The organism is Fictibacillus macauensis ZFHKF-1 (genome assembly GCF_000269865.1).
Lineage (GTDB): Bacteria > Bacillota > Bacilli > Bacillales > Fictibacillaceae > Fictibacillus_C > Fictibacillus_C macauensis.
This window is the reverse complement of sequence record NZ_AKKV01000036.1, coordinates 66,029-89,095: the sequence shown is the minus strand read 5'-3', so window position 1 is coordinate 89,095 and position 23,067 is coordinate 66,029. Positions and strand designations below refer to the sequence as shown.

Here is a 23,067-nt window from a genome sequence, read left to right as displayed (position 1 = left end):
ATTGACAAAAACTGTATGAAAAAATACACTTAAATGAAGGAATATTCTGTATTTTAACTATAAGAAAATTTTTCCATTACGTCAATGAAGAAAAGAGGGATTTTGTCCGTATGGCACTTCGTAAATTAATAGGCGAACTTTGTCTGACGTTTTGCATCATTGTTGTGATCAGCGCGGCACCTGGACTATTGAGTTCCGATACACTCGACTTCCACCGCTTTTATGAAATGGTCCAACGCATTCTGTATACGTTTGTTCACTGGCAAGATGCAACGTTTATTCTTAATACGAATGAATATAAGATTTTTCCAGATGTGTTTGATCACTATACATACATGTTGATTTTGCTTGGCAGTGCGCTAGCATGTTCGCTTCTTTTGGCCATGATTCTTGTTATTGTCACACTATTGCTTCCACAGTTCTTAAAAAATGCTGTGAATGCTGTCGTCTCCATGCTTAGCGCTATTCCTGATGTCTTTTTTATCTTTGCACTACAATTAATCATCATTTGGATTTACAGAAGTACGGGTATCCTTTTCATTGATCCATTAGCAACGACATTTGAACCTGTTTATTTGTTTCCGATCATTGCTCTCTGTATTTATCCTACGTTATTTCTATTTCAGTTAACGCTACAATCGTTTGAAGATGAACTTACGAAACCGTATGTTGAATTTGCGAAAGGTAAAGGCTTATCCTACTTTTCCATTTTTCTTCATCACATTTTTCGCAATACGCTGCTTTCCCTCTTTCAATCCTTTAAGCAATTATTTTGGTTTATGCTTGGTAACTTACTTTTGATTGAATATATGTTTAATATTCAAGGATTTATGTACTTTTTTCGGACCTACTACTCACCCGAGCTTTTTGCGATTTGTTTACTTTTTTTGTTTCTTACTTTTTTCTTTTTCTTTTATATCGCGGAAGGACTACTCGCTTCCTATCATAGAAAACGCGGTCTTGTGATGAAAGGAGGATTTTATGATTAGACGATTGATACGTAATCCTCGCTTTATACTAGGCTTTATTGTACTCGCCTGCTTGCTAATTAGTAGCTTCGCGCTTACAAACATGACTGTACCAAAAGCAAACGAACTTCAATATGGCAGCAATCATGAAGTAACAGCTGTTGCGCCTTTCCCGCCATCAGCACAGCATTGGTTTGGTACGAATGATCAAGGGGAGGACGAACTGTTTCTCGTCATACAAGGTGTGAAATATACAATAGGCTATGCACTTGCGGTTGCCATCTGTCGCCTGCTTATTAGTACAGCACTTGGCATTCTTTACGGATTGTATGCGAAAAAATCACGCCGACTCTTTCAAGCATTCATTCGGCCCTTTCGCTTTATACCAGCCGTTTTACTTGCACTTATTTTTCTAACATTACTTCCAGGTATTTGGCTCTCTCTTCTCGTGACCATTTTCATTGCCGTACCTGTTTTAACAGAAATAATTGGGGAAGATGTGCGCCACCAACTGCAACAAGAGCATATTATACCATCCAAGCTAATGGGCGCGAGCCGCTTCCATCTTCTACGCAAACATTTATGGCCTTTTTTAGCGCCACGTCTTACACTTCACTTTTTACAGCAAATCGCGCAAGTTTTGCTGCTCATGCTTCATCTTGGTATTTTAGAGATTACACTATTCCAGACGTATGATCTAACCTATTATATTAGTAATTTCTATACGAAACTTATGACAACAACATGGGAAATCTATACGCCAGTGCTAGTCTTCTTTCTATTGCTTTGTTCCTTTCAGCTTCTTGTAAAAGGTGTAGAGAGCGTATTGTCAGCTCCGCCACTTGAAAAGCGGCCATTAAAAGTCACTACACCTCCTGCTGCTCAACCGGTCCCACTCTCCTTTAAATTTATGAAATAAAATAAAAAAGTGTTCATCATAATCGTTTCATGATGTGACACTTTTTTACTTACTTCTTATTGCCTTTATTCGCCTCAATTTCTGCGGTAGAGAATGGCACAATGGCATCATTAATCGTAATTTCTTTACAATCATATTTTTTCTTGTTTATTCAGTTTGCTACCATCCTTGAACTTCATGCGTTTTCCATCATACTGTAATGAACTATGTAACGTAAAAAAAATTCTCAACATGCGTTCCCTTATTTCCATTATAATTTGTCGCATTCATCTTTACCTATACGTCTCCATCTTAACTGGATGGGCCTAAACTCAATGTACTTTTGCAACCGATCGTTACTAGTAAACAAGCTATCATTGTAAAAAAAGCCTCCTAAAAAATAATTTGACAAAAAATGTATGTACTTTTACACTAAGTAGAAGGAATATTCTGTATATTGACTATAAGAAAAATTTTCCATTATGTCAATTCACAAAAGGAGGCTGTTATGCATGCGAGTTATTAAACTCGTTGTCGTATTTTGTATTACTTTTTGCTTGATTGTCTTAATTAGCGCTGCACCAAGCTTATTCACTACTACAGGTGAGTTTGATTTTAATCGCTTTTTCGGCATCATTCAGCGTATACTGTATACATTTATCCACTGGCAGGATGCAACCTTTATTGTTGGTACCAATGAATTTACCATTTATCCAGATATTTTTGAGCATTATGAATACATGATGATTTTGCTTATAAGTGCTATAGCTTGTGCGCTCGCACTAGCCATGTTGCTTGTCTTTTTCGTGCTACTCATGCCTCAATTTATAAGAAAAACAATTGCTACACTCTTTTCATTACTCAACTCGATTCCTGATGTCTTTTTTATTTTTTCACTTCAATTAATCGTTATCTGGATATATAAACAAACCGGGGTTTTATTCATTGATCCGCTCGCCACTACATTTGATCCTGTTTACTTATTTCCAATACTTGCACTCACCATCTTTCCAGCCATCTTTTTATTTCAATTAACGCTACATTCCTTTTCGGAGGAACTAACAAAACCTTATGTTGAGTTTGCGCAAGGAAAAGGTCTAAGTCATTTCTACATTCTCCTACATCACGTCTTTCGCAACACGTTATTGTCTCTCTTTCAATCTTTTAAACAATTGTTTTGGTTTATGCTCGGTAACTTACTTGTTATCGAATATATATTTAACATTCAAGGCTTTATGAGCTTTTTTCAAACCTATTATTCACCTGAGCTTTTTTCGATTTGCTTATTAATGCTCTTTCTTACCTTCTTTTTCTTTTTCTATCTTATGGAGGGGCTCGTAGCTTCTTACAATAAAAAACGTGGAATCGTGACGAAAGGAGCGGACTATTATTAAAAAATTTCTACGGAACCCTTCATTTATGATTGGATTAGTGATCCTTAGTTGCTTACTAATCAGTAGTTTTGCGCTTACAAATGTTACGGCCTTTAAGTCCGATCCAACCGTCTATGGTCCCCGTAAAGCTATTCTCTATACGGCACCCTATCCGCCTTCCGCCCATCATTGGTTTGGAACCGATGATGCCGGTGAAGATATGCTCGTCAGTTCTTTACGAGGGGTGAAAGAGACGATTGGCTATGCGCTTGCGATCGCTATTTGTCGTCTGCTGATTAGTACAATCTTTGGCGTACTTTACGGTTTGTATGCGAAAAAATCGCGCTGGCTCTTTCAAGCCTTTTTTCGTCCGTTTCGCTTTATACCTGCCGTATTACTCGCCGTGATTATCTTAACACCCTTTAAATACGAATCTCCTCTACCAGAAAGTACATTATTTTGGATTCATTTCATTACGCTTGTTCTTATTGCTCTCCCCGTTTTAACAGAGGTAATTGGGGAAGAACTTCACTATCAACTTCAGCAAGAATATATCATACCAAGTAAGATGATGGGAGCGAGCCGCTTTCATTTACTACGCAAGCATTTATGGCCTTATTTCACACCACGGTTAAAGATTCATTTTATTCAACAAGTCACGCAAGCATTGATTCTTATGCTTCATCTTAGTATTTTTCTCATTGCATTACAGATAGCTGATTTAACGAGAGATATTAGCAATAATTACACGAAACTCATGACAACCACATGGGAAATCTATACGCCAGTTCTTGTGTTCTTTTTATGCTTTTACTCGTTCCATTTGCTCGTAAAGGGTGTTGAGCAAATACTAGCAGCACCATCATCTCAACAGAGCCGTAAGACTGAGATTTCTACTACAGCCTCCTCACAGCATGATTTTACACCGCTTCATTCGCAATAAATTGCAGGCACAGCTTTGTGCCTTTTTTTAGTTCTACCGTTCGCTCTCCACCCCCCTTTTATTTAACATAAAAGTATGTAACATCCAAAATCAACATGATATAGTGAAAGGGTAAACGTCTTATAAATGATTCCAGAGGTGTCTTATGAACAGAACGAAGGCCATTCTTTGCGCACTCACAGTAACAGCACTCGTCGGCTGTGCAAACGAGGAAGCATCCTCCAAAAAAAAAGATACGCATCGTCACGAAAAAACAGCAATAGTCAAAGAAAAAGAACCTGAAGTTAAGGCTAGCCTCTTAGAGGAGCCGCCCGCTACGGTAAAATCACCTGCCGAAGCAATTCTCCATCAATACAGTGTAATCTATACAAATGGTCACAAAAAAAAGGTACAGAAAAAAGATCTTATCTCTGAAGCGACTTTTGGAAATAAGGGAATTGTCACGCTTCATTCGCTAGAATTTAAAGATAGCTATAAAATTGCTTATTATGATCTAATGCAACCGAGCAAACGGTGGGCGTTACACAGCACATTTACTAATAGAATAGGACCTGAAGAATCACTTAATCCGCAAAAACATGGATTGAAACTGCCTATGACTAGAGTCAATATTTCGCATATGAAAATAAATAAAGCTATGCATATGTGGAATATTGCTGATCAACAATTCACCGTTTCCATCCTTACATTTACTAACAGCAAACAAGCATCATCTCCAGCTAAAACGGTTGTACTACCTCAGAAAAAAAGCAAAGCCTACCTTTCTATAGATGCTTTTACGCATCCTGTACTCTACTATTTTGATGGCAGCAAAACGGTATTGCTTTCTGGCAACCTCAATGAACAGCAAATTATAACAGTAGCAGACAGCTTACCTACCATAGCTACGCATACTTTCCCCTTACCTCACTAGCAATATGAAAGCGACTTCCCAACTAGAAAGGAAGTCGCTTTTTTTTACGAACGAATGATTGCTCGGCGCATGAATAGCATATAACATCCGAATAAGAGTAAGATGATGGCAGGAATTAAACTATAAAAAACAAGCAAGCCATGCTGCCCGATCCACGTCCAAAATGCCTCTTCATGATCAAATCCATTGACTGACGTATTGCTTATTACTAGAAAAAACACATAAAGAAGTACACCAAATACGAGTAACCCTCTTTTTCTAAAGCGAATGACAATACTCGATAAAAAGAAGCCAAGTAAAATTAAACATAAAAACACAAGGAGGTAGATCGCAAATTGCTCCCAGTATGCGAACGTCTGTGTAACTTTCCATGAAAAGGTGTGCCAGTCGATTCCCCACCCATTTGTCATGTTTTCAACCACAATGAGTAGCATTAATAATAAGCTAGAACCAATACTTATCAATATAGCAGCCATAACTGAACCGAGCACAAAGTGCATGCGCTTAATACTAAGCCCTGAGGCAAAAGCAAACAACTGACCATTAAAGATCCATGCAACTGTGAAAAGATAGATAAAGATTACCATATTTCCTACATCGTTCGTACTCTGCGAATCTTGATGAAAGCTACGCCATCCATAATTTATTAGAAAGACTGAACCTAGAATAAGCCACGGGATATATACCCATGAACCTACACTTCGCCAGTGCATATAAAGGACACTTCTAATACCTTTCATACATTACGCACTTCCCTTCTCTTGGTCTGTTAGATGAACCATCACTTTTTGTAAAGAAACTGCACTAAATGATAATCCTTCTGCCTCTGCCTGCAACCGTTCTTGACGGGAAATCGTACCGAAGATCATTACGTTAGTAACATTTCCTAATGTTTGTGATGAAAGAACATGCTGCTGTTGAATGAAGGCCGCAACCTTACCTTTTTCGCCCGTTACGGTCACTGCCCCAGCACGCAAAGTTTCTACATCCTCTTGCATTAAAATGCGTCCTTCCTTTACGACAATAACATGTTCCAATAGTTCACTTACCTCATCAATTAAATGCGTTGATAAAATAATTGTCCGCGGATGGTCCGCATAATCGGCTAATAGTTGGTCATAAAAGTATTGACGGGCAACAGCATCCATACCAAGATATGGCTCATCAAAAATCGTTAAAGGCGCCCGGCTCGCAAGACCGATAATGACCCCAACAACCGAACGCATACCGCGTGACAATTTACGCATGCGTAATTTTACTGGTACGTTATACCGTGCGACTAACGCTTGGCAAAAGGTCTCATCCCAAAGTGGAAATGTTGCCTTTGCAGTGAGCAGAATATCTTTTACGGTGAAGTGATCCGGATATGTTTGACTTTCTTTCACAAAGCACAGCTGTGAGAGAATGGCTTCATTCTCAAACGGGTTCTCCTCATTTACCTGTACGGTTCCTTCACTCGGAAACAGCTGTGCAGCGATTATCTTTAATAAAGTCGTTTTGCCGGCTCCATTTCGGCCCACTAAACCGTAAATCTTCTCTTTTTCTAACACCATATTTATATCATTTAAAACAACATTTTTGCCGTATGCCTTCCGCACTTTGGAAAGTTTTACATGCATGTTATTTCGCTCCTTTAGCAACCATAGTGACGAGCTGATCCAGCGTTATCCCAATTTTTTCTGCTTCTTGAATCATAGCGACTACATACCGTTCATAAAACTCGGCTTTTCGCTTCTTAAGTAATTGTTCTCGCGCTCCTGTCATGACAAACATGCCAATCCCTCGCTTTTTGTATAAAATATTTTGATCAACAAGAATATTGACACCCTTTGCTGCTGTCGCAGGATTGATGCGATAAAAGACAGCAAATTGATTCGTTGAGGGCACCTGCTCTTCTTCTTTTAAGACTTCTTCCATAATGTCATTTTCAATGCGTTCTGCAATTTGTAAAAAAAGAGGGCGTCCTTCGCCGTCCATTTGTGACATTCTTTTTTCACCACCTAATTGGTTAGTTACTGTAGTAACTAACCTCATTGTACGCTATACATTCCCAATTCACAACCATTTTTATACAAAAAAGGAGAAATAAAAAAAACAGCCCTGCTCACCTTTTTGGTGTTCAGTGCTGTTTCGATGGGCTGACCACAGATTTTGAAGGCGCTGATTCCGCACCCACTTCATTAATGGCCGTTACATAATAGGTACGGCTTTTATTGCTCTTTACACGATACGTGGGCGTTTTCGTATGAGCGACAAGATGAACGCTTTGTGCCCGTTTTTCGTAGATCGCATAGCCAACAACCTTTGAAGGCTTTGCTGCTTTCCATGAAATCACATTGTCGCTTACCTGCACATTTTTAGGCGATGATGGCTGTTGAGAAGAATCATTCTTAACTAAATCGGTATACACAACAAGCCGTTTTTCATGTGTGCGTTTTTCCGAATTAAACACACCCGTACACGTAATTAAATTTAAATGTCGCCCTTTACTTTCACCGAAAATTAAAGGGAGTGGCGCTTTGTCTGTCACATAACTTTTTACGTTGCGCACGACAAACGTTAATACCTTGCCCTTCTGATCGTTTAGCATAACGGTATCGCCTGGCGTTACCTTTTTTAGATCAAAAAAGACAGCCGGACCGTCTCGACTATCCACGTGACCATCAATGACCGCATTGCCACGTTCACCCGGCTTCACGCCATCTTTATACCAACCAACAGACTCCTCACTCGATGGAACACCAAGCTGACCATTGTCTAAAACCCCGACTTTTTCAATAGAAGCTTTCACATGAATGGCTGGAATGGAAAGCTTTGTCGGTACAATGCTTTGCTCTCGGGCTTTTACATGGAGCGCTTTTAAATGCGCCTCTGCTTTCGCTTGCGCAGACGGACTCGTTTGCGCCTTTGATAGCGTGGGGGAAGCGCTACTCTCCTTCTGTTCGGAATGCCAGTACGTATAGCCCATCAGTCCAAGACATGTTAGCACAATGAGCGCAATCGTCGACCCTTTTTTCACAGAATCACGCCTTTCGCTTGTCGTAGTACTAAGCTAACGTAACAAAAGGCCCTTTCGATCACTTTTTTTCCGAAAAAAATGATCAAAAAACAAAGAAGGATCGTTAGCTTATTAAAGAGCCTTTCTAGTATAATGAGGATACACTGTACATGACAAAGGAGAAAATGCATGGGACGAATTTCTGATGAAGAATTATACGAGCTCGTCCAGGCAGACAATAAAGAAGCCCTTGAGCAGCTGTATGATCGTTATGAAAAGCTGCTATTCTCATTTTCTTATAAAATTGTAAATACCTCTGACTTAGCAGAAGAAGCGATTCAGGATGTATTTATGAAATTATGGCGAAAGAAGGGGATTTATACGGCTGATAAGGGGAAGTTTTCCTCGTTTTTATTAACCGTTACAAGGAATACCTGCCTAGACTTGTTACGAAAACAATCAAAAAACCAAGTAGAGTTGTTAGATAAAGACTTAGAACGCGAGCAAACGGAAAGCACGGAGGAGACGGTCACATGGAACGAGGAACGCCAACGTCTGCAAGAAGCTGTCTCTACCTTAAGCTCAGAGCAACAAGAAATCGTGCAACTGTTCTATTTCAAGGGCTGTTCACAAGCAACTATTGCCGAAAAGAAAGATCTTCCGTTGGGAACGGTTAAAGGAAGAATTCGCTTAGCATTACAGCACTTACGAAAAGTGTATGAAGAAAGGGGGGACCGCATTGGAACGTAAACAGTGTGATCAACTATTGGACTATTACAACGACCAACTAACAGGCGAAGAAAAAGCAGCATTCGAAGCACACCTTCACTCCTGTTCAGATTGTCAACAAGAATGGCAAGAGTGGCAAGCATTGACTGAGCCACTTCCTTATCTTTCAGAAGATATCACACCACCCGCTAGCATGAAGAAGCGCGTACTTACCAATGTGTTCGCCGAATCACTAGATCAAAAGCAAGAGCAGCCCGAGCAAGTGACCGTGCTGAAGCCAAAGCCACGTCGATGGCTTCCAAGCCTTCTCGCAGCAGGCTTACTTCTCTCGCTTGGCGCTAACGTGTATTTATACAGCACCAAACAAACGAATGACCAGCAAGCGGCTCCGCAAGAAGTAAGTAAAACCGCGCAATCGGTAGCACTAGGTACAGTCGATCAAAAAGAAGCAGGTGGAACGGCCTCTTTTATCCAAGAAAATCAAGCAACAAACTTAGTCGTACAAATGGGAAAAATGCCGAAATTATCCGGTACACAAACGTATCAAGTATGGCTTGTGGAAGGCGATAAAAAATATCCCGCTGGTTCATTTGTGCCAAACGAAAGTGGAAACGGCTCCCTCATTTATCCGATCCACTATTCTAGCAAACACAAATGGGATGCGATTGCGATTTCTCTCGAACCAAAACCGCATAACAAACAACCAAAAGGAAAAATCTTGATGCTCTCTAAATTGTAACTACCCGTAACGATCCATCGATAAACCACCCGTCACAATCAGGCGGGTGGTTTTTTTAGTGGACATAATCAATAAAGGTGACCATGCCTCCAAGCGCGTCACTATGCGCATTCGTTGTATGATGGGGTTTATGACAGTGAAAAATCCATCGACCTGGATTGTTGGCGAAAAATTCAACGTTCCATGTTTCCCCTGGCGCTACATTCATCGTATTTTTATAAATTTGTGCACTAGCCGGGATCGGGTTTCCGTCTGCTGCTGTAACACGAAAAGAATGACCGTGTAAGTGCATCGGATGCGAGTCCATACTTAAGTTCCCTAGCCTTAGTCGCACGCAATCGCCTGCCTTTACAGCAATTGGGGTTGTATCCGGGTACGCGACCCCATTCATCGTAAAATAGTTAAACATCATCGATTGCGGTAACACTGCATAAACCGGCTGCGCGCGTCCCTGTCCTTGCACAGCCCATTCTTGCAACAAAAAAACAGCATCCACGGCAACGAGAGGCTCCTCTCGCCCTCGAACAATGAACATCCCCGCTAAGCCCATCAGTTCTTGTATCGACGTTTCAACATGGCTATGATACATATACGTCCCATGTTGATGAAGTGTAAATTGATACGTATGCGCACTTCCCGGAGAAATTAAAGTGGTTCCTTGTTCACCTGGAACGCCATCCACATCATTTGGCACATTTAAGCCATGCCAATGAACAGACGTTACTTCCGGCAACGCATTTTCCACTGTGATGGCCACGGTGTCCCCTTCATCCACAACAATAACCGGCCCTGGAACACTGCCATTATAACCATACGCCATCACCTTTACCCCTTGAACCAGTTCATGGATGACCGGCTGCGCAATCAAATGAAAATGTTTCACGCCATTGGCGAGTAACGTATAGTTCGCTATCTTCATATTTGGCGTTGTGATTCTTTGTTGCACGGTGCCTTCACCCCTTTCGTTGCAACCGATAAGCTCATCATACTTGCGATTAAGATTAACGCACCAAGCACATCAAGTACGCGCGGTTGTTCTCCCCACACCATCCATGATCCTAGCATTCCAACCATAATGGAGCTATTCATAATCATAGAGACAACAGTTGCGTGTAAATACTTTAATACATATGAAAGGAGCTGTTGTGAAAGAACTCCGAACAGGGCGACTCCTAGTAGGGGGAGCCACGGTAGGTTTTTTACATGAATGCCTGTTGCAAGCATCCAACCAAAAGAACCTAAGCTTGCTAGTAGAAAAAAATAAAAAACGATGGTATAGCTAGCTTCTGTTTTTCGTAAGGCTTGCACGGTAAGATTAGCGCACGCCGAACAGATGGCTGATAATATAGCAACGAGTGATGCTACAAGATTGTAATCCTCCATTTGTGGTCTTACGATAACAATCATGCCGATAAAACCAAGACCAATCAATAAGAATCGGTGCAGCTTAAGCGGTTCTCTGTAAAAAAAGAACAATAAAAACGGCAAAAATAGCGGATATGCTGCATTTAAACTTAAGGCGTTACTTACTGGTAAATCGCGCAATGCCCATGCGTAGCAACCAAACATAAGTACACCCAATACACTTCGAAGCATATGAATCGGCAAGACGCTTGTTTTGATCGGTGGTTTGCCACTTATACCATAGAGTAAGAGAACGATTAGAAAAGAAAAACCATACCGGACAAATGTCATAGTTGCTCCATCTGCAGATTGACTTGCTATTTTCATACAAATCGTCATCCCTGCATAACAACTAGCTGCGAGTAGTGTTACAAAATAATACATCTCATCACCTCGTACTGTAACGATAATCCATACAATAGAATGATGTAAAATATGTATTTTTTATAGTAATATAAGTGAAAGTTATGGAAAGGAGCATGATCCTTATGAATCTTGAACAAATGCACTATCTTGTTGAAATTTCGTATACACGCTCTATTTCACAAGCAGCAGTCAACTTACACGTCTCACAAGCTGCAATTAGCCAAGCTATTCTCTCACTAGAAAAAGAACTAGAACTTCCTCTGTTCAAGCGCTCACGCCTAGGAACGATCCCTACTAGTGAAGGAGAACGTATTATCGCCAAAGCGAACGTCATTCTTCAATCGATTCAGGATATTCAAGCGGAAGCAAAACAAGAACGTGTTGAAGGAACCTTGAGAATTGCCGCAATCCCTAGCCTATTCACATCTCTTTTACCATCAATTCTTCCTCATTTTAAACAACATTACCCAAACGTCGTTCTTCAGCTTCAAGAGCTTGGGAGCGATGAAATTATTAACGGCATTGAGGAGCGAACCATCGACGTCGGTTTAGCTGTTGCCATACATTCGTCAACGGTGCAACAACTCCCCCTCCATACCGGTACAATGCAAGTGATTGTTTCTGCGCAATCTCCGTTAGCAAACATGCGTGAAGTAACGGTTAAAGAGCTTGCTCATGAAACAATCGCACTGTTTCACGGTGACCGCTGGCTCTCTTACCTTACACAATGGCGACTCGACACGAATGGACCATTTACCGTGCTATGTACGACAAACCAATCTGAGACAATTAAACGCCTTGTTGCTGCGAATGTGGCAATTAGCTTCTTTACGGATGTTATGCTCGTGAATGATCCCTATCTTGCTCAAGGTTCCATTGTAGCTATTCCACTTGTTGACTATGAGCCACGTGAACTGCTCTTTGCACTATATAGTGATAAGATGCATCCGAAGCAAAATCTCATAAAAGCTTTTGAGACATTCGTTCTGCAGCATGCTCTTTCGTTATCAAAAAAATGATATTTTCTAAATCTATATTTTGGTGCGAATACGATGTGGTACTTATCATTCCATGTCGTGTGTGCTCCTTTTATGATGAGTGAAGTAGAATCCCTCGGCATAGACAGAGCTTTTAATACACCACAAAAAAAGAAAGCCCTCATCTTAAGGCTCTCTTTTTTTGTAAAACGCTATTTGTAAAATCATGAACTTGATGATTTTTTTAGAATTCACTTTTCTTAAGCAAAAATAGCGTCCATGAGTCTTTCTTTTAAATCCTCCATATTTAGGGTAAGATTAATTTGGGTCACAACCATTCCTCCATTACAGTTTTTTCTTGGTCGAAACATTGTAACATAAGGATGGTTGTGGCCTTTTTATGCTTTTACACAATGATATAGACGCTATTGTGGTTCTCGCACAGAGAGGTGTGAATTGCGCGAACCCCGTACCTCTGCGTAGGAATGCCTATTTCAGCATGAAATGAGGACTTTGCACGCTTAGAGTCTTCATTTTATACAAAAAGAGGATCTATCACAGTAAAAATGCCTGCTTTTACCCGAAAAAAAAGCATTTGCGAGTCAATTACGTGTCTCTGCGCGCGAATCGGGTGCCCTTGCGCGCGAACGACGTGCCTCTGCGCGCAAACGACGTGCCTCTGCGCGCGAACGACGTGCCTCTGCGCGCGAACGACGTGCCTCTGCGCGCGAACGACGTGCCTCTGCGCGTGAACGACGTGCCTCTGCGCGCGAAAGCCTATTTCAGAGCGAAATAAGAACTTTGCACTTAACGAATCACTGTGCGAAAGTTTTGAAGAAATTCCTTTATTATTATTTAGTATACGAAATGGCTTGACGGCCCATTTGCTCCCAGCCCCGCTTGAATTTCGCGATGCTAATTCGGCGATTTTTCATGCCAGCTAAAGGATCATTAAAATAAATGTAATGTGAATCATAGCCGGTCACTAAGACGCTATGCTCTTTTTTTGTAATACGAATTGTGCCTGTTGGTGTGTGCCATGTTTGCCAATAGCGCGACGGGACAGTGTCAAACCACGTATTGTTAATCACCCATACTGAACGTCCCTTTTTTAAATATGTATAAATATTTTTAAAGCTACCGCCTGACAAGTCCACAATTTTGCCTGGCATATAACGGCGCGCAAGTTGTGCGATAGGGCCGTGATAGACTGCAAAGCCAGGCTTATTAAACGTGTACATGCTGCCGACAAAGCCCGTATTCGGGTTTCCGAAATAAATGCGCCCATTGCGCTCACGGTACGGCGTCGGATCCTTTTTCACTTGGCTTGCTAACGTCATTTTAGAGATTTTTTTCCCTGTTGCATGTTGTAGCATCATTGCTAGTGTTGTTACTTCACAGCCGCGTGGCAGTTGTGGATTCTGCTCAATCAGCGGCGCATTCATTTTGACTTGTGCATAAGCTTTGTCTTCTTCATTACAAGCACTTAAAGTACCTATTACCACGGCACTAACCCCTAAGGTCATCAGTAGTTTCTTTCCTAACCTCATTATCATTGCTCCCCTTTCAATCACAGAATTTCATTATATCAGATTTTTACAAGTATATACTTTTTTACTATTTAACAGTTGCTATACCAAAAAACACGCTCCATGATGATTGTCTATACTACTTCTATCGGTTCACTTCTTATTCCTTTAACAACCATGCTGTAATTGTAACGCTGATTTTACTCAAAATATCGGAGATTTCACATGATTTTCGCATGATTTCTCTCATTTTATGCGTAATTCTTTCATATTTGTGTGATTTTACCCTGTTTGCGCGCGAACAAACTGCCTCTGTGCTTGAATCGGGTGCTCCTGCGAGCGAACGACCGTGCCCTGCGCGCGAACGACCTGCCTCTGCGCGCGAACGACCTGCCTTTGCGCGCGAATAAGCGTGTCCTGCGCGCGAACGACCTGCCTCTGCGCGCGAACGACCGTGCCCTGCGCGCGAACGACCGTGCCCTGCGCGCGAACGACGTGCCTCTGCGCGCGAATCGCGCGAACGACCATGCTCTGCGCGCGAACGACCTGCCTCCTCGCGCGAACGAGCTTACTCCTGCGCATGAACAAGCGTGCCTCCGCACTTCACCCGCCCTGCGCGCAAAAAAAAGACGCGAATTAGATTGCTCTAATTCGCGTCTCATCTTTACATTACAAGGCTAAGCTCTTTTTGACGCTCGGCTTCAAGATTTTCACTGAAATTGTACTTTCCCTCGATATAGATTTGGTGCCAGATCATGAAGCAAAGAACGGTCCAAAGCTTACGGCTGTTGTCTTTTTTCTCGCCTTTATGATCTTCTAACAATTGATATAAATAGTTTTTATCGAATAAGTAGTCAGTAGCGCTTTCTTTAATTAATTGCTGTGCCCAGTCATACCATTCGTTTCTTAGCCAGTGACGAATCGGCACTGGGAATCCAAGCTTTTTGCGGTGAAGAACGGAATCTGGAACAACGCCTTCCATCGCTTTACGAAGCGTATACTTCGTTGTTTGGTTACAAACGGTTACGGATGGATCAAGTTGTGACGCCACTTCAAAGACTTCTTTATCTAGGAACGGTACACGTAGCTCAAGAGAGTTAGCCATCGTCATTTTATCTGCTTTTACAAGAATATCGCCACGAAGCCATGTATGCATATCTACGTATTGCATTTTATGCACATCATGATAGAAAGCTGCCTGCTCGTAAATTGGTTTTGTAATCGTCGTATAATCCCATACAGAATGATATTTTGTTAAAAGCTGCTTCTTCTCTTCTTCTGTAAACATTTTCGCGTTACCAATGTAGCGCTGTTCTAAAGCTGTCGTACCGCGCTCTAAGAAGCTTTTACCTTTCATGGATTCCGGTAGGACAGACGCCACTTTTGCAATCGCAGATAGCAATGGATCTGGTAGGTTATTAAAGAAACGAAGCGAATGTGGCTCACGATAAATGTTATAGCCACCAAACAACTCGTCCGCACCTTCACCAGACAAGACAACCGTTACATGCTTGCGCGCTTCACGAGCAACGAAGTAAAGTGGAACGGCTGCTGGATCTGCAACAGGCTCATCCATGTGCCAAATGATTTTAGGTAGTTCTTGCAAAAATTCTTCTGGTGTCACCACATAGTGAATGTTTTCCACACCAAGTTCTTTTGCAGTATTTTTTGCAACGTCAATTTCACTGAAGCCTTCACGTTCGAATCCGACGGTGAATGTTTTTAAATTCGGGTGAAATTCTTTCGCAAGCGCTACAATACTAGAAGAATCGATTCCACCAGAAAGGAACGCGCCTACTGGTACATCACTGCGCATATGCATTTTCACCGATTCACGTAGTGTATCTTGAATGGTTTTAATTTGCTTTTCGATTGGCTCATGCTTTGGACGGAATTTAGGTTCCCAATATTTACGAATGTGCATTGGTTTACCTGGTTTCTTTTTAAAGCAATGACCTGGCTCGAGACGTTTAATTTTTTGTGATAACGTGTGTGGCTCTGGAACGAATTGATAGGTTAAATAATGTTGTAGTGCTTCTTTATTAAAAATGCCGCCATCTGCTGCTAGAAGAATGCTTTTCTTTTCACTACCTGCATAGAACATCTCGCCTTCTTCTAAATAGAAAAATGGCTTGATGCCAAAATGGTCACGTGCTCCAAAAAGTACTTCCTCTTGTTTATCCCAGATAAGAAAACCAAACATTCCACGGAGATCATTGACAGCCTTTTCACCTTTATGTGCATAAAGAGCTAGAATTACTTCTGTATCAGACTCTGTTTGGAACGTGTAGCCTTTTTTCTCAAGCTCTTCACGCAACTCAACATAGTTATATACTTCACCGTTAAATGTAATCCAATAGCGTTCATTTTCATAACTTAGTGGTTGTTTTCCGTGCTCTACATCAATAATGCTGAGACGACGAAATCCAAGACGTACGTGTTCATCGAAATAATAACCAACATCATCTGGACCTCGGTGCGTAATGATGTTCGTCATATCTTGAAATTGCTGGACCTCCGCCGCTTCACTACTGAGCGGACGTGCACTCATTAATCCGATAAAACCACACATAATACTTGTCTCCTTTTACGATTGTTTCTGTTTTTTATATAAAGACGTTTGATCGCCTTTTATGCTTAAAAATGCGATGCCTTATTTTTTATATCAAAAAAGTGTGCATATTTTGTGGAAAACAAAAAGAAAAAGGAACTATTTTATACTAAAGTTCCTTTTTTTGAATCGTCCTATACAGTTGTATTCTAATCTCTTTTTTTACGATCTCTACTTTTTCGTAAAATAGACTAATGTATTCATGTTTGTTCCCACTTATAGCCGACACCCCACACGGTTTTTAAATAGTCATCAATAGGAAAGTCCGCCTTACGAAACTTATCGCGAATGTTGCGAATATGCGAATCAATCGTTCGCCCTTCTGTTTCTGAATCCAGTCCCCAAATGGTTTGAATGAGATATTCACGATCGAAGACGCGCTTCGGTGACTTAATAAGTAGTTGCATCATTTCAAACTCTTTTGGTGTTAAAACAATTGGCGCGTCGAAGTACGTAATTTCATGGTGTTCTTGCACTAAAATGAGTCCTTCTATACCCGTATGATGATCTGTCTTAGCATCTTCTTTCCTCGATACAACGGGGGATCGACGTAAAACAGCTTCCATGCGCGCTAGCATCTCTTCTTCATCAATGGGCTTCGTTATATAATCATCGGCACCCATGTGTAAACCATGCACAATATCTTGCTTTTGACTGCGCGCTGTTAACATAATAATCGGTACATCTGACTTTTCTCGTATTTGTTGACACGTAATAAAGCCATCTTGCTCTGGCATCATCACGTCTAACAATACGAGATCGATTGCCTCTTGCTGTAACACAGCCTTTGCCTCCATTCCGTTATATGCTTTGAAAACGGTGTACGGATGTGGCGCTAAATACAGTGAAAGTAGCTCAACCATGCGATGTTCATCGTCAACAATCAATATGTTTTTCAACGTTTGATCTCCTCTCCTAAGCGAATGATAAACGTCGTCCCCTCGCCTTCTTTACTTTGTACAGAAATCTCAGCACCGTGTAGCTCCAGAATTTCCTTGGCGATTGTTAGACCAAGACCGAAGCCCACCTTATTACGGGTGCGGGATTTTTCTGCGCGATAAAGCCGTTCCCAAATGTACGGCAGCTCTTCTTCGGCAATGCCTTCGCCTTGATCGATGACGCGCAACACAACATGATTGCCTTCCGCACCGACCGTGACAATCACATGCGTTTCTTCCTTTGAATGTTTTAACGCATTATCCAGCATGATGAGCAATACTTGCGATATCCGATTTTCATCTAAGAGCATCAAATAGTCATCATCACACGTAAACACAAGATGGATGCGTTTCGCTAAGAAAGCCGGCTTTATATTTTCAATAACCTTACGAACAACATCTGTGACAATCACTTCTTTTTTTGTTATCAAAAATTTCGTTTCATTCATCGCCATAAGCTCAAATAAATCTTCAATGAGCTTTGTTAAATGATTGGCTTCATCATTAATAATGCTTAAGTATTCATTTCGCTGTTCTTCTGACAAAGTCGGGCGTTTTACAATATTCGTATAGCCTTTAATATACGTGAGTGGTGTCCGCAATTCATGAGAAATATTCGCTAAAAAGTCATTGCGCTCTCGTTGTAACTTCAACATCGCCCGAGATAGCTTCGTTATTTCTTGAGCGAGCTCCCCTAGCTCATCTTTACGATTAATATCGAGTGACACTTCATGCTGTCCGTGACTTAACATTTTCGTCGTTTTTTTCATAGAAATTAACGGCCGCGTAATCGTGCGCGTAAAAAATATAATTGCAACAATGGAAATACCTGCTGTAATAAGACTGACCTTTATAAATTCTTTCATTAAGTGGTCATTCATATCTTGAATAAAGAGGGTATCAAGAAATAAATACACAATGACGTTAGGTTCTCCTTTATATTTCCCAAAGGTGATCGACGTAATATAGCCATCTTCCTTCCAATCGCTTTCAAGTAATACCCCTTTATGATTCATTTTCACTTTTTTGTTTATAATCTTTTGCATATCAGGATCAATCTCATCACTTTTAACAATCACTTGTTTCGAAGGGCCTGTTACCACAAGCTTCGTTGGCGATCGCTCTTCTAGTGACGCCATATTTATAAACGTTTCCTTGTTTTGTTTGTTTTTCATTAAAAGTTCACTATAATTTTTGCCGCGCGCCACTAAGCGATGGGTTTCCTCATCAATTCGGCTTTTTAAGAGCGCATTATATAAAATAATGGAACCGGATAGTTGCAGCAGCAAAACAACTGCAAAAAATAAGATGCCAAGTTTCATTGCCAATTTCATACTAAACCTCTATTTTTCTTCTTTTTCAGTAGATAGTACAACATATAGACACTGATTCCCGCTAACAAAAGTTTCCCTACCCAAGAAAAGTGCAACACTTCTTGAACCGATAAAGCTTCTAGTAGCATAGCGGGTACCTTCCCAATCATCGTAGCACATAAAAAGAGCAGAGCGCTTGCTTGACTGAAGGCGGCTGCTACATTCACAACGCCTGATGGTACAAAGGGCAAGAGCCGCAAGCTTAGTAACGTCATAAAAAGTGAGGTGCCTTGCGCATGTTTCAAGCGTTGCAGCAAGCGATACTGTTGAAAGCGTGCCGGCAAAAAAGCTTGCAAGCCCTTGCGATACAGCCAAAATGAAACAAGCGCTCCGAGCGTTTCACCAACAAATGAAAGACCGGTTCCAAACCAAAAGCCAAACAGCACGAGATTCGCACCTGTTAAAAACACACTTGGAATGATGCCTAGCACAGAAATGATGATATTTACGACGATGCTCACTACAAGAGCCCACGCACCAAAATCTTTCATCAATACAAGGATACTATCTTGCCACTCGCTCATTTACTCCCCCCTCACTCTCCGTCTCTATCATACCAAAAAGCCTGCTTCTTCAAACAACCGAAGCAGACTTTCTTTTGATGTTATTCGCTACTATTTTTTACTTTGCCACTGTCTTTATAAAATGGTTGAAAATGATTATAGGTTATTTTCGTCATCATGCCCGCAGATGCATGATGTAGGTCATGACAGTGAAACATCCAATTGCCTGGATTATTCGCCGCAAAGACCACCTCGTACGTTTCGCCTGGCTGAACATTAAGTGTATCTTTCATAAGATTACCCTGAACCTTTTTCCCATTTCTCGTTAGCACTTGAAAAAAGTGACCGTGTAAATGCATCGGGTGCGTAGCGGCCATACTGCCTGTTTCATTGGAAAAGGTGACTTTCACTTTCTCACCTTTTGTAACGTTGATCGGTGGAATACTAGGCGCTGTTTTCCCATTGATTGTATACACCATTTGCTCCTTTTTCATCGCTGTTCCAAGCTTCATCGTTATGTTGCGATCATAACGTATGTTCTGTGAAGCTGTCTCGCTTGCGCTTACAGAAGACAGCGTCACATGACCCGCAGGAGCCGGGTGATTTACGCTCTTATTTTCTCCTTTAACTGCGATGTTCATCTGTTTAGCGGCTTGTGATGCATCATGGCTATCGATTGTAAATCCTTTACCCGTAAAAATAAACAAGAGATCATACCGTTCACCTGGTGCAATAGCAAAGGTTTGGTTGTAATAGGTTCGAGGATTTTTTACCGTTTGTCCATCTAGCGCCACTACTTTAAAATTCGTCGGAACATGCAGCGTATGCACCATATAGCCTGCATTAATAAAACGCATGCGTACCTCATCACCTTTTTTAAGCCTTAGTGGTGATCGAAGCTCCGCTGTCTTTCCATTCACCGTAAAAAGATTATACGATGACATATCATGCGTCATTCCACTCATAGATGTCATCGATTGCTTACCTGACTGCCACTCGTCGAGTACGTAGGTCACATCCATCTTAGGCTTTTCCTCTTTTTTAGGCGTTACAACAAACGTACCATACAATCCTTTATCGACTTGATTTACACTGTCTTGATGGCTGTGGTACCAGTACGTACCGGCATCTTTTGCAATAAATTGATACGTATACGTCTCGTTTGGCGCGACCGCATCCTGCGTCTGACCAGGGATCCCGTCTTCCGTATTTGGAAGAGGCACGCCATGCCAATGAATGGAAATCGGCTGCTTTAATTGATTTACAAGCTTAACGGAGACAACCTCGCCTTGTTTTACTGAAATCGCTGTTCCTGGAACCGTTCCCCCATATGTCCAAGCTCTTACTTGCTTGTTTTTGGATAGTTGCCACATTTTCTCTTGCGCGACGAGCGTAAAGCGATTCACCTTTAATCCTTGAAAAGACTCCTTCTTCACCTTTACAGAACGCGGTGCCTCTTTTTGAGAACAAGCGGTAATAAGCACCACCACGCCTATAAGTAGCAACAAAAAACTCCATTGTTTTTTCATATGCTGCCCCTCCTTTTCTACCATCGTACATAGCACTCATGTAGATTTAATGTAGAAGGCGACGCCACTTTATGGTAATGAGCCGTGCATACTCATCATGCAACATTAAAAAGTCGGTGCACAATAACATAGCAACTGCCACAAAGCACGCCAATGACAAGCGCCATACTAACCGAAACGTAACGAAGCGCTAACCAAATGGCGAGCAAGATTACGAAGGTAACAGGTAATCCATACATTACGTTTCGTAAAAACTCCCGCAGCCCGTTCGTTGACATTCCCTCTTTTGCTAGCCACAGCAAACTTAAGATACTAACGAGCGGTAGGGCGGCAAGCAAACCGCCAAGCGTCTGATTTTTACTAGCTAGCTCGGTCACAAAGGCAATCACGAATGCTGAAACAAGTATTTTTAGTACGATGAACATGCCTTTGCTCCTTCACTTAACCGTTTCAACGCGTGTTGAATCATCGTCCTTTCTTCTTCCGAATAGCTGTTGATCACGTGTTGCAATCGCTCTTCGTCGAGACTTGTATGACGATACAGCACATCTTCTCCAAGCGAGGTTAACTGTAAAAAGACGATGCGCTCATCACGTTCACTGCGCCGTTTCGTTATGTATGCTTTTTCTAACAAACGTTTCACATGCTCTGAGGCCGTATTATGAGAGATCGCAAGGCGTTCAGCAACAGATCGCACGCTTACCTCCGCTTCTTTTTCAATCATTTGCATAATGCGCACCATGTGATGTGTAAGCTTTTCCTTATGAGCAACGTGAAGATAGTAATAGATATCTGTCCAATAGCGATTTAATTCTTTTACATCCATACAACACCCTCCAATATCGTAACTTCCAATTGTATCGTATCATACGATATAAATGACGTCATGCATATTTTTTCGGAAAGAGGGTATAAACCGTAACGAGAACGGTTATGATGAGACCAATTAATTACGAACACACATTCGAACAGGCGTTCTTGTGTTTGTAGCGGCTTTACGTTATAATCAAATTTCAATTACCTAGGGGGAATGAACAATGAATAAAACAGATTTAATCGCAAAAGTAGCTGACGCAACAGAACTTAGCAAAAAGGACGCTTCTCAAGCTGTAGACGCTGTTATGGACAGCATTACAGATGCACTTAAAAACGGTGAGAAAGTTCAACTAATCGGCTTCGGAACATTTGAAGTTCGTGAGCGCGCTGCTCGCAAGGGTCGTAACCCACAAACTGGTGAAGAAATCGAAATCGCAGCTTCTAAAGTACCAGCATTCAAAGCAGGTAAAGAATTGAAAGAAGCAACGAAATAAGCAAGCATAAAAAAACCCGAAGTGCCCCACCAGCATGGTGATTTGCACTCTCGGGTTTTTTTTGCGTCTTACACGCGGCCTGTAAAGAACCAAAATTCCGTAGGCATTCGATCAATTAAAATACTACTCTGATTAAAACGTTTGTTTAAAATGCTCGCGACCGTTAAGACTGACTTTTCAGTGGCTTCTACTGCGTTAATATAAAAGGAATTTTCAATCGAAGGGGTCGGACTAGCATCCCCTGTTCCTGGTAAAATCGTAAAACCGTTTTTAAAGTACCGTGAGCATACCTTTTGAATAATGCTTAATGCTTCTGCATTTGAAATAATTTGTGCATTTAAATCCTTATCATTAAGTCCAACCCGTAAATTGTAAGCGACACCTCGCGTAAAGTTATCCATTTTTCCCTCCTACACATGTTTTTTTGAACTACTAAATTTTATGTAGCATTTTATAGAATATGACAAGCCTTTGTCACCAACAAAAGAACCCCCCTTGTCCACTCAGCGACAAGGGGGGTACAATTATTTATAATAGGTGTAATCCACACGCGTTCGTTCTACTAATATTCTTTGATTAAAGCGTTGGCTATACAAGCTGACACATTCTAGCACTTCCGCTTCTGTCGTATTTAATACAATAATAACGAAGGACGTCTGCACATACGGTCGTCCTGTTCGTCGATCTGTATAACCGGTTACGCTCTCAAGTACCGTGTAGCCATTTGGAAAGGTAACACTGCACACTCTTTCAATATAAGCGAGGGCTTGCGCAGTCGGTATCGGTTGACAGTTCGTATCACCATCGTTTATGCCAACGGTTATTCGATAGTTCGTTCCTGTTGTAAAATTAAAACCTTGAGTGACGCCCGTTTTAAATTGCCCCAAAATAGCAACCTCCAAAATCATTCATTTCAACGTACTGCATTATTTTATGTTTTTTACAATGAACAGCTTGTTCGTTTAC

At 41.2% G+C, this 23,067-nt stretch carries 25 protein-coding genes and 1 pseudogene; 9 read left to right on the top strand and 17 right to left on the bottom strand.

The features are described 5' to 3' along the window. The first annotated feature begins 110 nt into the window (after positions 1 to 110). From A374_RS19645 to A374_RS16050, 5 genes are all read left to right on the top strand, one after another. Positions 111 to 989, top strand: a complete 879-nt coding sequence (locus A374_RS19645; protein WP_007203292.1) for an ABC transporter permease subunit — start codon at positions 111 to 113, stop codon at positions 987 to 989. Further along, positions 982 to 1,887, top strand: coding sequence for an ABC transporter permease subunit (locus tag A374_RS16065; RefSeq protein WP_007203291.1), 906 nt, complete (start codon positions 982 to 984; stop codon positions 1,885 to 1,887). The genes A374_RS19645 and A374_RS16065 overlap by 8 nt, the downstream gene beginning before the upstream one ends. 491 nt (positions 1,888 to 2,378) lie before the next feature. Beyond that, a complete protein-coding gene (locus A374_RS16060) occupies positions 2,379 to 3,260 on the top strand; it encodes an ABC transporter permease subunit (RefSeq protein WP_007203290.1) in 882 nt (293 codons plus the stop codon). 25 nt (positions 3,261 to 3,285) lie between these two features. Further along, positions 3,286 to 4,182 (top strand): ABC transporter permease subunit, encoded by an 897-nt coding sequence (locus tag A374_RS16055; RefSeq protein WP_007203289.1) that lies wholly within the window; start codon positions 3,286 to 3,288, stop codon positions 4,180 to 4,182. A 145-nt stretch (positions 4,183 to 4,327) separates the two neighbouring features. Next, positions 4,328 to 5,095 (top strand): hypothetical protein, encoded by a 768-nt coding sequence (locus A374_RS16050; protein ID WP_007203288.1) that lies wholly within the window; start codon positions 4,328 to 4,330, stop codon positions 5,093 to 5,095. A gap of 44 nt (positions 5,096 to 5,139) precedes the next feature. On the opposite strand, the gene A374_RS16045 is transcribed toward A374_RS16050, so the two are convergent. From A374_RS16045 to A374_RS16030, 4 genes are all read right to left on the bottom strand, one after another. Next, positions 5,140 to 5,835 carry a hypothetical protein gene (locus A374_RS16045; RefSeq protein WP_007203287.1) on the bottom strand — a complete coding sequence of 232 codons (696 nt, stop codon included), beginning with the start codon at positions 5,833 to 5,835 and terminating at the stop codon, positions 5,140 to 5,142. Positions 5,836 to 5,838: 3 nt separating this feature from the next. Next, positions 5,839 to 6,714 carry an ABC transporter ATP-binding protein gene (locus A374_RS16040; RefSeq protein WP_007203286.1) on the bottom strand — a complete coding sequence of 292 codons (876 nt, stop codon included), beginning with the start codon at positions 6,712 to 6,714 and terminating at the stop codon, positions 5,839 to 5,841. 1 nt (position 6,715) lies between these two features. After that, on the bottom strand, positions 6,716 to 7,081 hold the full coding sequence (locus A374_RS16035; protein WP_007203285.1) for a GntR family transcriptional regulator: 366 nt from the start codon (positions 7,079 to 7,081) through the stop codon (positions 6,716 to 6,718). A 133-nt stretch (positions 7,082 to 7,214) separates the two neighbouring features. Beyond that, positions 7,215 to 8,114, bottom strand: coding sequence for a class F sortase (locus A374_RS16030; RefSeq protein ID WP_007203284.1), 900 nt, complete (start codon positions 8,112 to 8,114; stop codon positions 7,215 to 7,217). Positions 8,115 to 8,282: 168 nt separating this feature from the next. On the opposite strand from A374_RS16030, the gene A374_RS16025 reads away from it, so the two are divergent. Together A374_RS16025 and A374_RS16020 are read left to right on the top strand one after the other, a co-directional pair. After that, positions 8,283 to 8,843, top strand: coding sequence for an RNA polymerase sigma factor (locus A374_RS16025; protein ID WP_007203283.1), 561 nt, complete (start codon positions 8,283 to 8,285; stop codon positions 8,841 to 8,843). Further along, positions 8,833 to 9,561, top strand: coding sequence for an anti-sigma factor (locus A374_RS16020; protein WP_007203282.1), 729 nt, complete (start codon positions 8,833 to 8,835; stop codon positions 9,559 to 9,561). Before A374_RS16025 ends, A374_RS16020 begins: the two co-directional genes overlap by 11 nt. Positions 9,562 to 9,616: 55 nt before the next feature. On the opposite strand, the gene A374_RS16015 is transcribed toward A374_RS16020, so the two are convergent. Continuing rightward, positions 9,617 to 10,507: a multicopper oxidase family protein gene (locus A374_RS16015; RefSeq protein WP_007203281.1), complete on the bottom strand. Its 891-nt coding sequence runs from the start codon at positions 10,505 to 10,507 to the stop codon at positions 9,617 to 9,619. Then, entirely contained in the window at positions 10,477 to 11,349 is an 873-nt protein-coding gene (locus A374_RS16010; RefSeq protein WP_007203280.1) for a DMT family transporter, read from the bottom strand. Before A374_RS16010 ends, A374_RS16015 begins: the two co-directional genes overlap by 31 nt. Before the next feature lie 104 nt (positions 11,350 to 11,453). On the opposite strand from A374_RS16010, the gene A374_RS16005 reads away from it, so the two are divergent. Next, positions 11,454 to 12,350, top strand: coding sequence for a LysR family transcriptional regulator (locus A374_RS16005; RefSeq protein WP_007203279.1), 897 nt, complete (start codon positions 11,454 to 11,456; stop codon positions 12,348 to 12,350). A gap of 11 nt (positions 12,351 to 12,361) precedes the next feature. On the opposite strand, the pseudogene A374_RS21490 reads toward A374_RS16005, so the two are convergent. From A374_RS21490 to A374_RS15960, 9 genes and pseudogenes are all read right to left on the bottom strand, one after another. Then, positions 12,362 to 12,451: pseudogene (locus A374_RS21490) on the bottom strand (hypothetical protein); the annotation flags it as partial. A 708-nt stretch (positions 12,452 to 13,159) separates the two neighbouring features. Continuing rightward, a complete protein-coding gene (locus A374_RS16000) occupies positions 13,160 to 13,813 on the bottom strand; it encodes a C39 family peptidase (RefSeq protein WP_162098305.1) in 654 nt (217 codons plus the stop codon). A 688-nt stretch (positions 13,814 to 14,501) separates the two neighbouring features. Next, on the bottom strand, positions 14,502 to 16,409 hold the full coding sequence (gene asnB / locus A374_RS15990; protein WP_007203276.1) for an asparagine synthase (glutamine-hydrolyzing): 1,908 nt from the start codon (positions 16,407 to 16,409) through the stop codon (positions 14,502 to 14,504). Between the two features lie 239 nt (positions 16,410 to 16,648). Beyond that, on the bottom strand, positions 16,649 to 17,347 hold the full coding sequence (locus A374_RS15985; RefSeq protein WP_007203275.1) for a response regulator transcription factor: 699 nt from the start codon (positions 17,345 to 17,347) through the stop codon (positions 16,649 to 16,651). Further along, a complete protein-coding gene (locus A374_RS15980; protein WP_007203274.1) occupies positions 17,344 to 18,720 on the bottom strand; it encodes a HAMP domain-containing sensor histidine kinase in 1,377 nt (458 codons plus the stop codon). The genes A374_RS15985 and A374_RS15980 overlap by 4 nt, the downstream gene beginning before the upstream one ends. After that, complete coding sequence (locus A374_RS15975; RefSeq protein ID WP_007203273.1) at positions 18,717 to 19,283, bottom strand: TVP38/TMEM64 family protein; 567 nt, start codon at positions 19,281 to 19,283, stop codon at positions 18,717 to 18,719. The genes A374_RS15980 and A374_RS15975 overlap by 4 nt, the downstream gene beginning before the upstream one ends. Before the next feature lie 80 nt (positions 19,284 to 19,363). After that, positions 19,364 to 20,791, bottom strand: coding sequence for a multicopper oxidase family protein (locus tag A374_RS15970; RefSeq protein WP_007203272.1), 1,428 nt, complete (start codon positions 20,789 to 20,791; stop codon positions 19,364 to 19,366). Between the two features lie 95 nt (positions 20,792 to 20,886). Beyond that, positions 20,887 to 21,216, bottom strand: coding sequence for a hypothetical protein (locus A374_RS15965; protein WP_007203271.1), 330 nt, complete (start codon positions 21,214 to 21,216; stop codon positions 20,887 to 20,889). Next, positions 21,201 to 21,617 (bottom strand): MarR family winged helix-turn-helix transcriptional regulator, encoded by a 417-nt coding sequence (locus A374_RS15960; RefSeq protein WP_007203270.1) that lies wholly within the window; start codon positions 21,615 to 21,617, stop codon positions 21,201 to 21,203. The genes A374_RS15965 and A374_RS15960 overlap by 16 nt, the downstream gene beginning before the upstream one ends. A gap of 211 nt (positions 21,618 to 21,828) precedes the next feature. Between A374_RS15960 and A374_RS15955 the strand changes: the two genes are divergently transcribed. After that, positions 21,829 to 22,101 (top strand): HU family DNA-binding protein, encoded by a 273-nt coding sequence (locus tag A374_RS15955; RefSeq protein WP_007203269.1) that lies wholly within the window; start codon positions 21,829 to 21,831, stop codon positions 22,099 to 22,101. Between the two features lie 68 nt (positions 22,102 to 22,169). Here A374_RS15955 and A374_RS15950 read toward each other — a convergent pair whose 3' ends face one another. Then, positions 22,170 to 22,502, bottom strand: a complete 333-nt coding sequence (locus tag A374_RS15950; RefSeq protein WP_007203268.1) for a hypothetical protein — start codon at positions 22,500 to 22,502, stop codon at positions 22,170 to 22,172. 123 nt (positions 22,503 to 22,625) lie between these two features. Continuing rightward, the gene (locus A374_RS15945) at positions 22,626 to 22,988 is read right to left on the bottom strand and encodes a DUF3574 domain-containing protein (RefSeq protein WP_007203267.1); all 363 of its coding nucleotides are present in this window, start codon (positions 22,986 to 22,988) and stop codon (positions 22,626 to 22,628) included. Positions 22,989 to 23,067 lie beyond the last annotated feature (79 nt).

Coding starts and splice junctions, on each gene's coding strand:
- A374_RS15980 (WP_007203274.1), bottom strand. CDS start 18,720: ATGAAATTGGCAATGAAACTTGGCATCTTATTTTTTGCAGTTGTTTTG.
- A374_RS16060 (WP_007203290.1), top strand. CDS start 2,379: ATGCGAGTTATTAAACTCGTTGTCGTATTTTGTATTACTTTTTGCTTG.
- A374_RS16010 (WP_007203280.1), bottom strand. CDS start 11,349: ATGTATTATTTTGTAACACTACTCGCAGCTAGTTGTTATGCAGGGATG.
- A374_RS15975 (WP_007203273.1), bottom strand. CDS start 19,283: ATGAGCGAGTGGCAAGATAGTATCCTTGTATTGATGAAAGATTTTGGT.
- A374_RS16025 (WP_007203283.1), top strand. CDS start 8,283: ATGGGACGAATTTCTGATGAAGAATTATACGAGCTCGTCCAGGCAGAC.
- A374_RS16040 (WP_007203286.1), bottom strand. CDS start 6,714: ATGCATGTAAAACTTTCCAAAGTGCGGAAGGCATACGGCAAAAATGTT.
- A374_RS16045 (WP_007203287.1), bottom strand. CDS start 5,835: ATGAAAGGTATTAGAAGTGTCCTTTATATGCACTGGCGAAGTGTAGGT.
- A374_RS16065 (WP_007203291.1), top strand. CDS start 982: ATGATTAGACGATTGATACGTAATCCTCGCTTTATACTAGGCTTTATT.
- A374_RS16005 (WP_007203279.1), top strand. CDS start 11,454: ATGAATCTTGAACAAATGCACTATCTTGTTGAAATTTCGTATACACGC.
- A374_RS15950 (WP_007203268.1), bottom strand. CDS start 22,502: ATGGATAACTTTACGCGAGGTGTCGCTTACAATTTACGGGTTGGACTT.
- A374_RS15965 (WP_007203271.1), bottom strand. CDS start 21,216: ATGTTCATCGTACTAAAAATACTTGTTTCAGCATTCGTGATTGCCTTT.
- A374_RS15970 (WP_007203272.1), bottom strand. CDS start 20,791: ATGAAAAAACAATGGAGTTTTTTGTTGCTACTTATAGGCGTGGTGGTG.
- asnB (WP_007203276.1), bottom strand. CDS start 16,409: ATGTGTGGTTTTATCGGATTAATGAGTGCACGTCCGCTCAGTAGTGAA.
- A374_RS15955 (WP_007203269.1), top strand. CDS start 21,829: ATGAATAAAACAGATTTAATCGCAAAAGTAGCTGACGCAACAGAACTT.
- A374_RS16050 (WP_007203288.1), top strand. CDS start 4,328: ATGAACAGAACGAAGGCCATTCTTTGCGCACTCACAGTAACAGCACTC.
- A374_RS16035 (WP_007203285.1), bottom strand. CDS start 7,081: ATGTCACAAATGGACGGCGAAGGACGCCCTCTTTTTTTACAAATTGCA.
- A374_RS19645 (WP_007203292.1), top strand. CDS start 111: ATGGCACTTCGTAAATTAATAGGCGAACTTTGTCTGACGTTTTGCATC.
- A374_RS15960 (WP_007203270.1), bottom strand. CDS start 21,617: ATGGATGTAAAAGAATTAAATCGCTATTGGACAGATATCTATTACTAT.
- A374_RS16055 (WP_007203289.1), top strand. CDS start 3,286: ATGATTGGATTAGTGATCCTTAGTTGCTTACTAATCAGTAGTTTTGCG.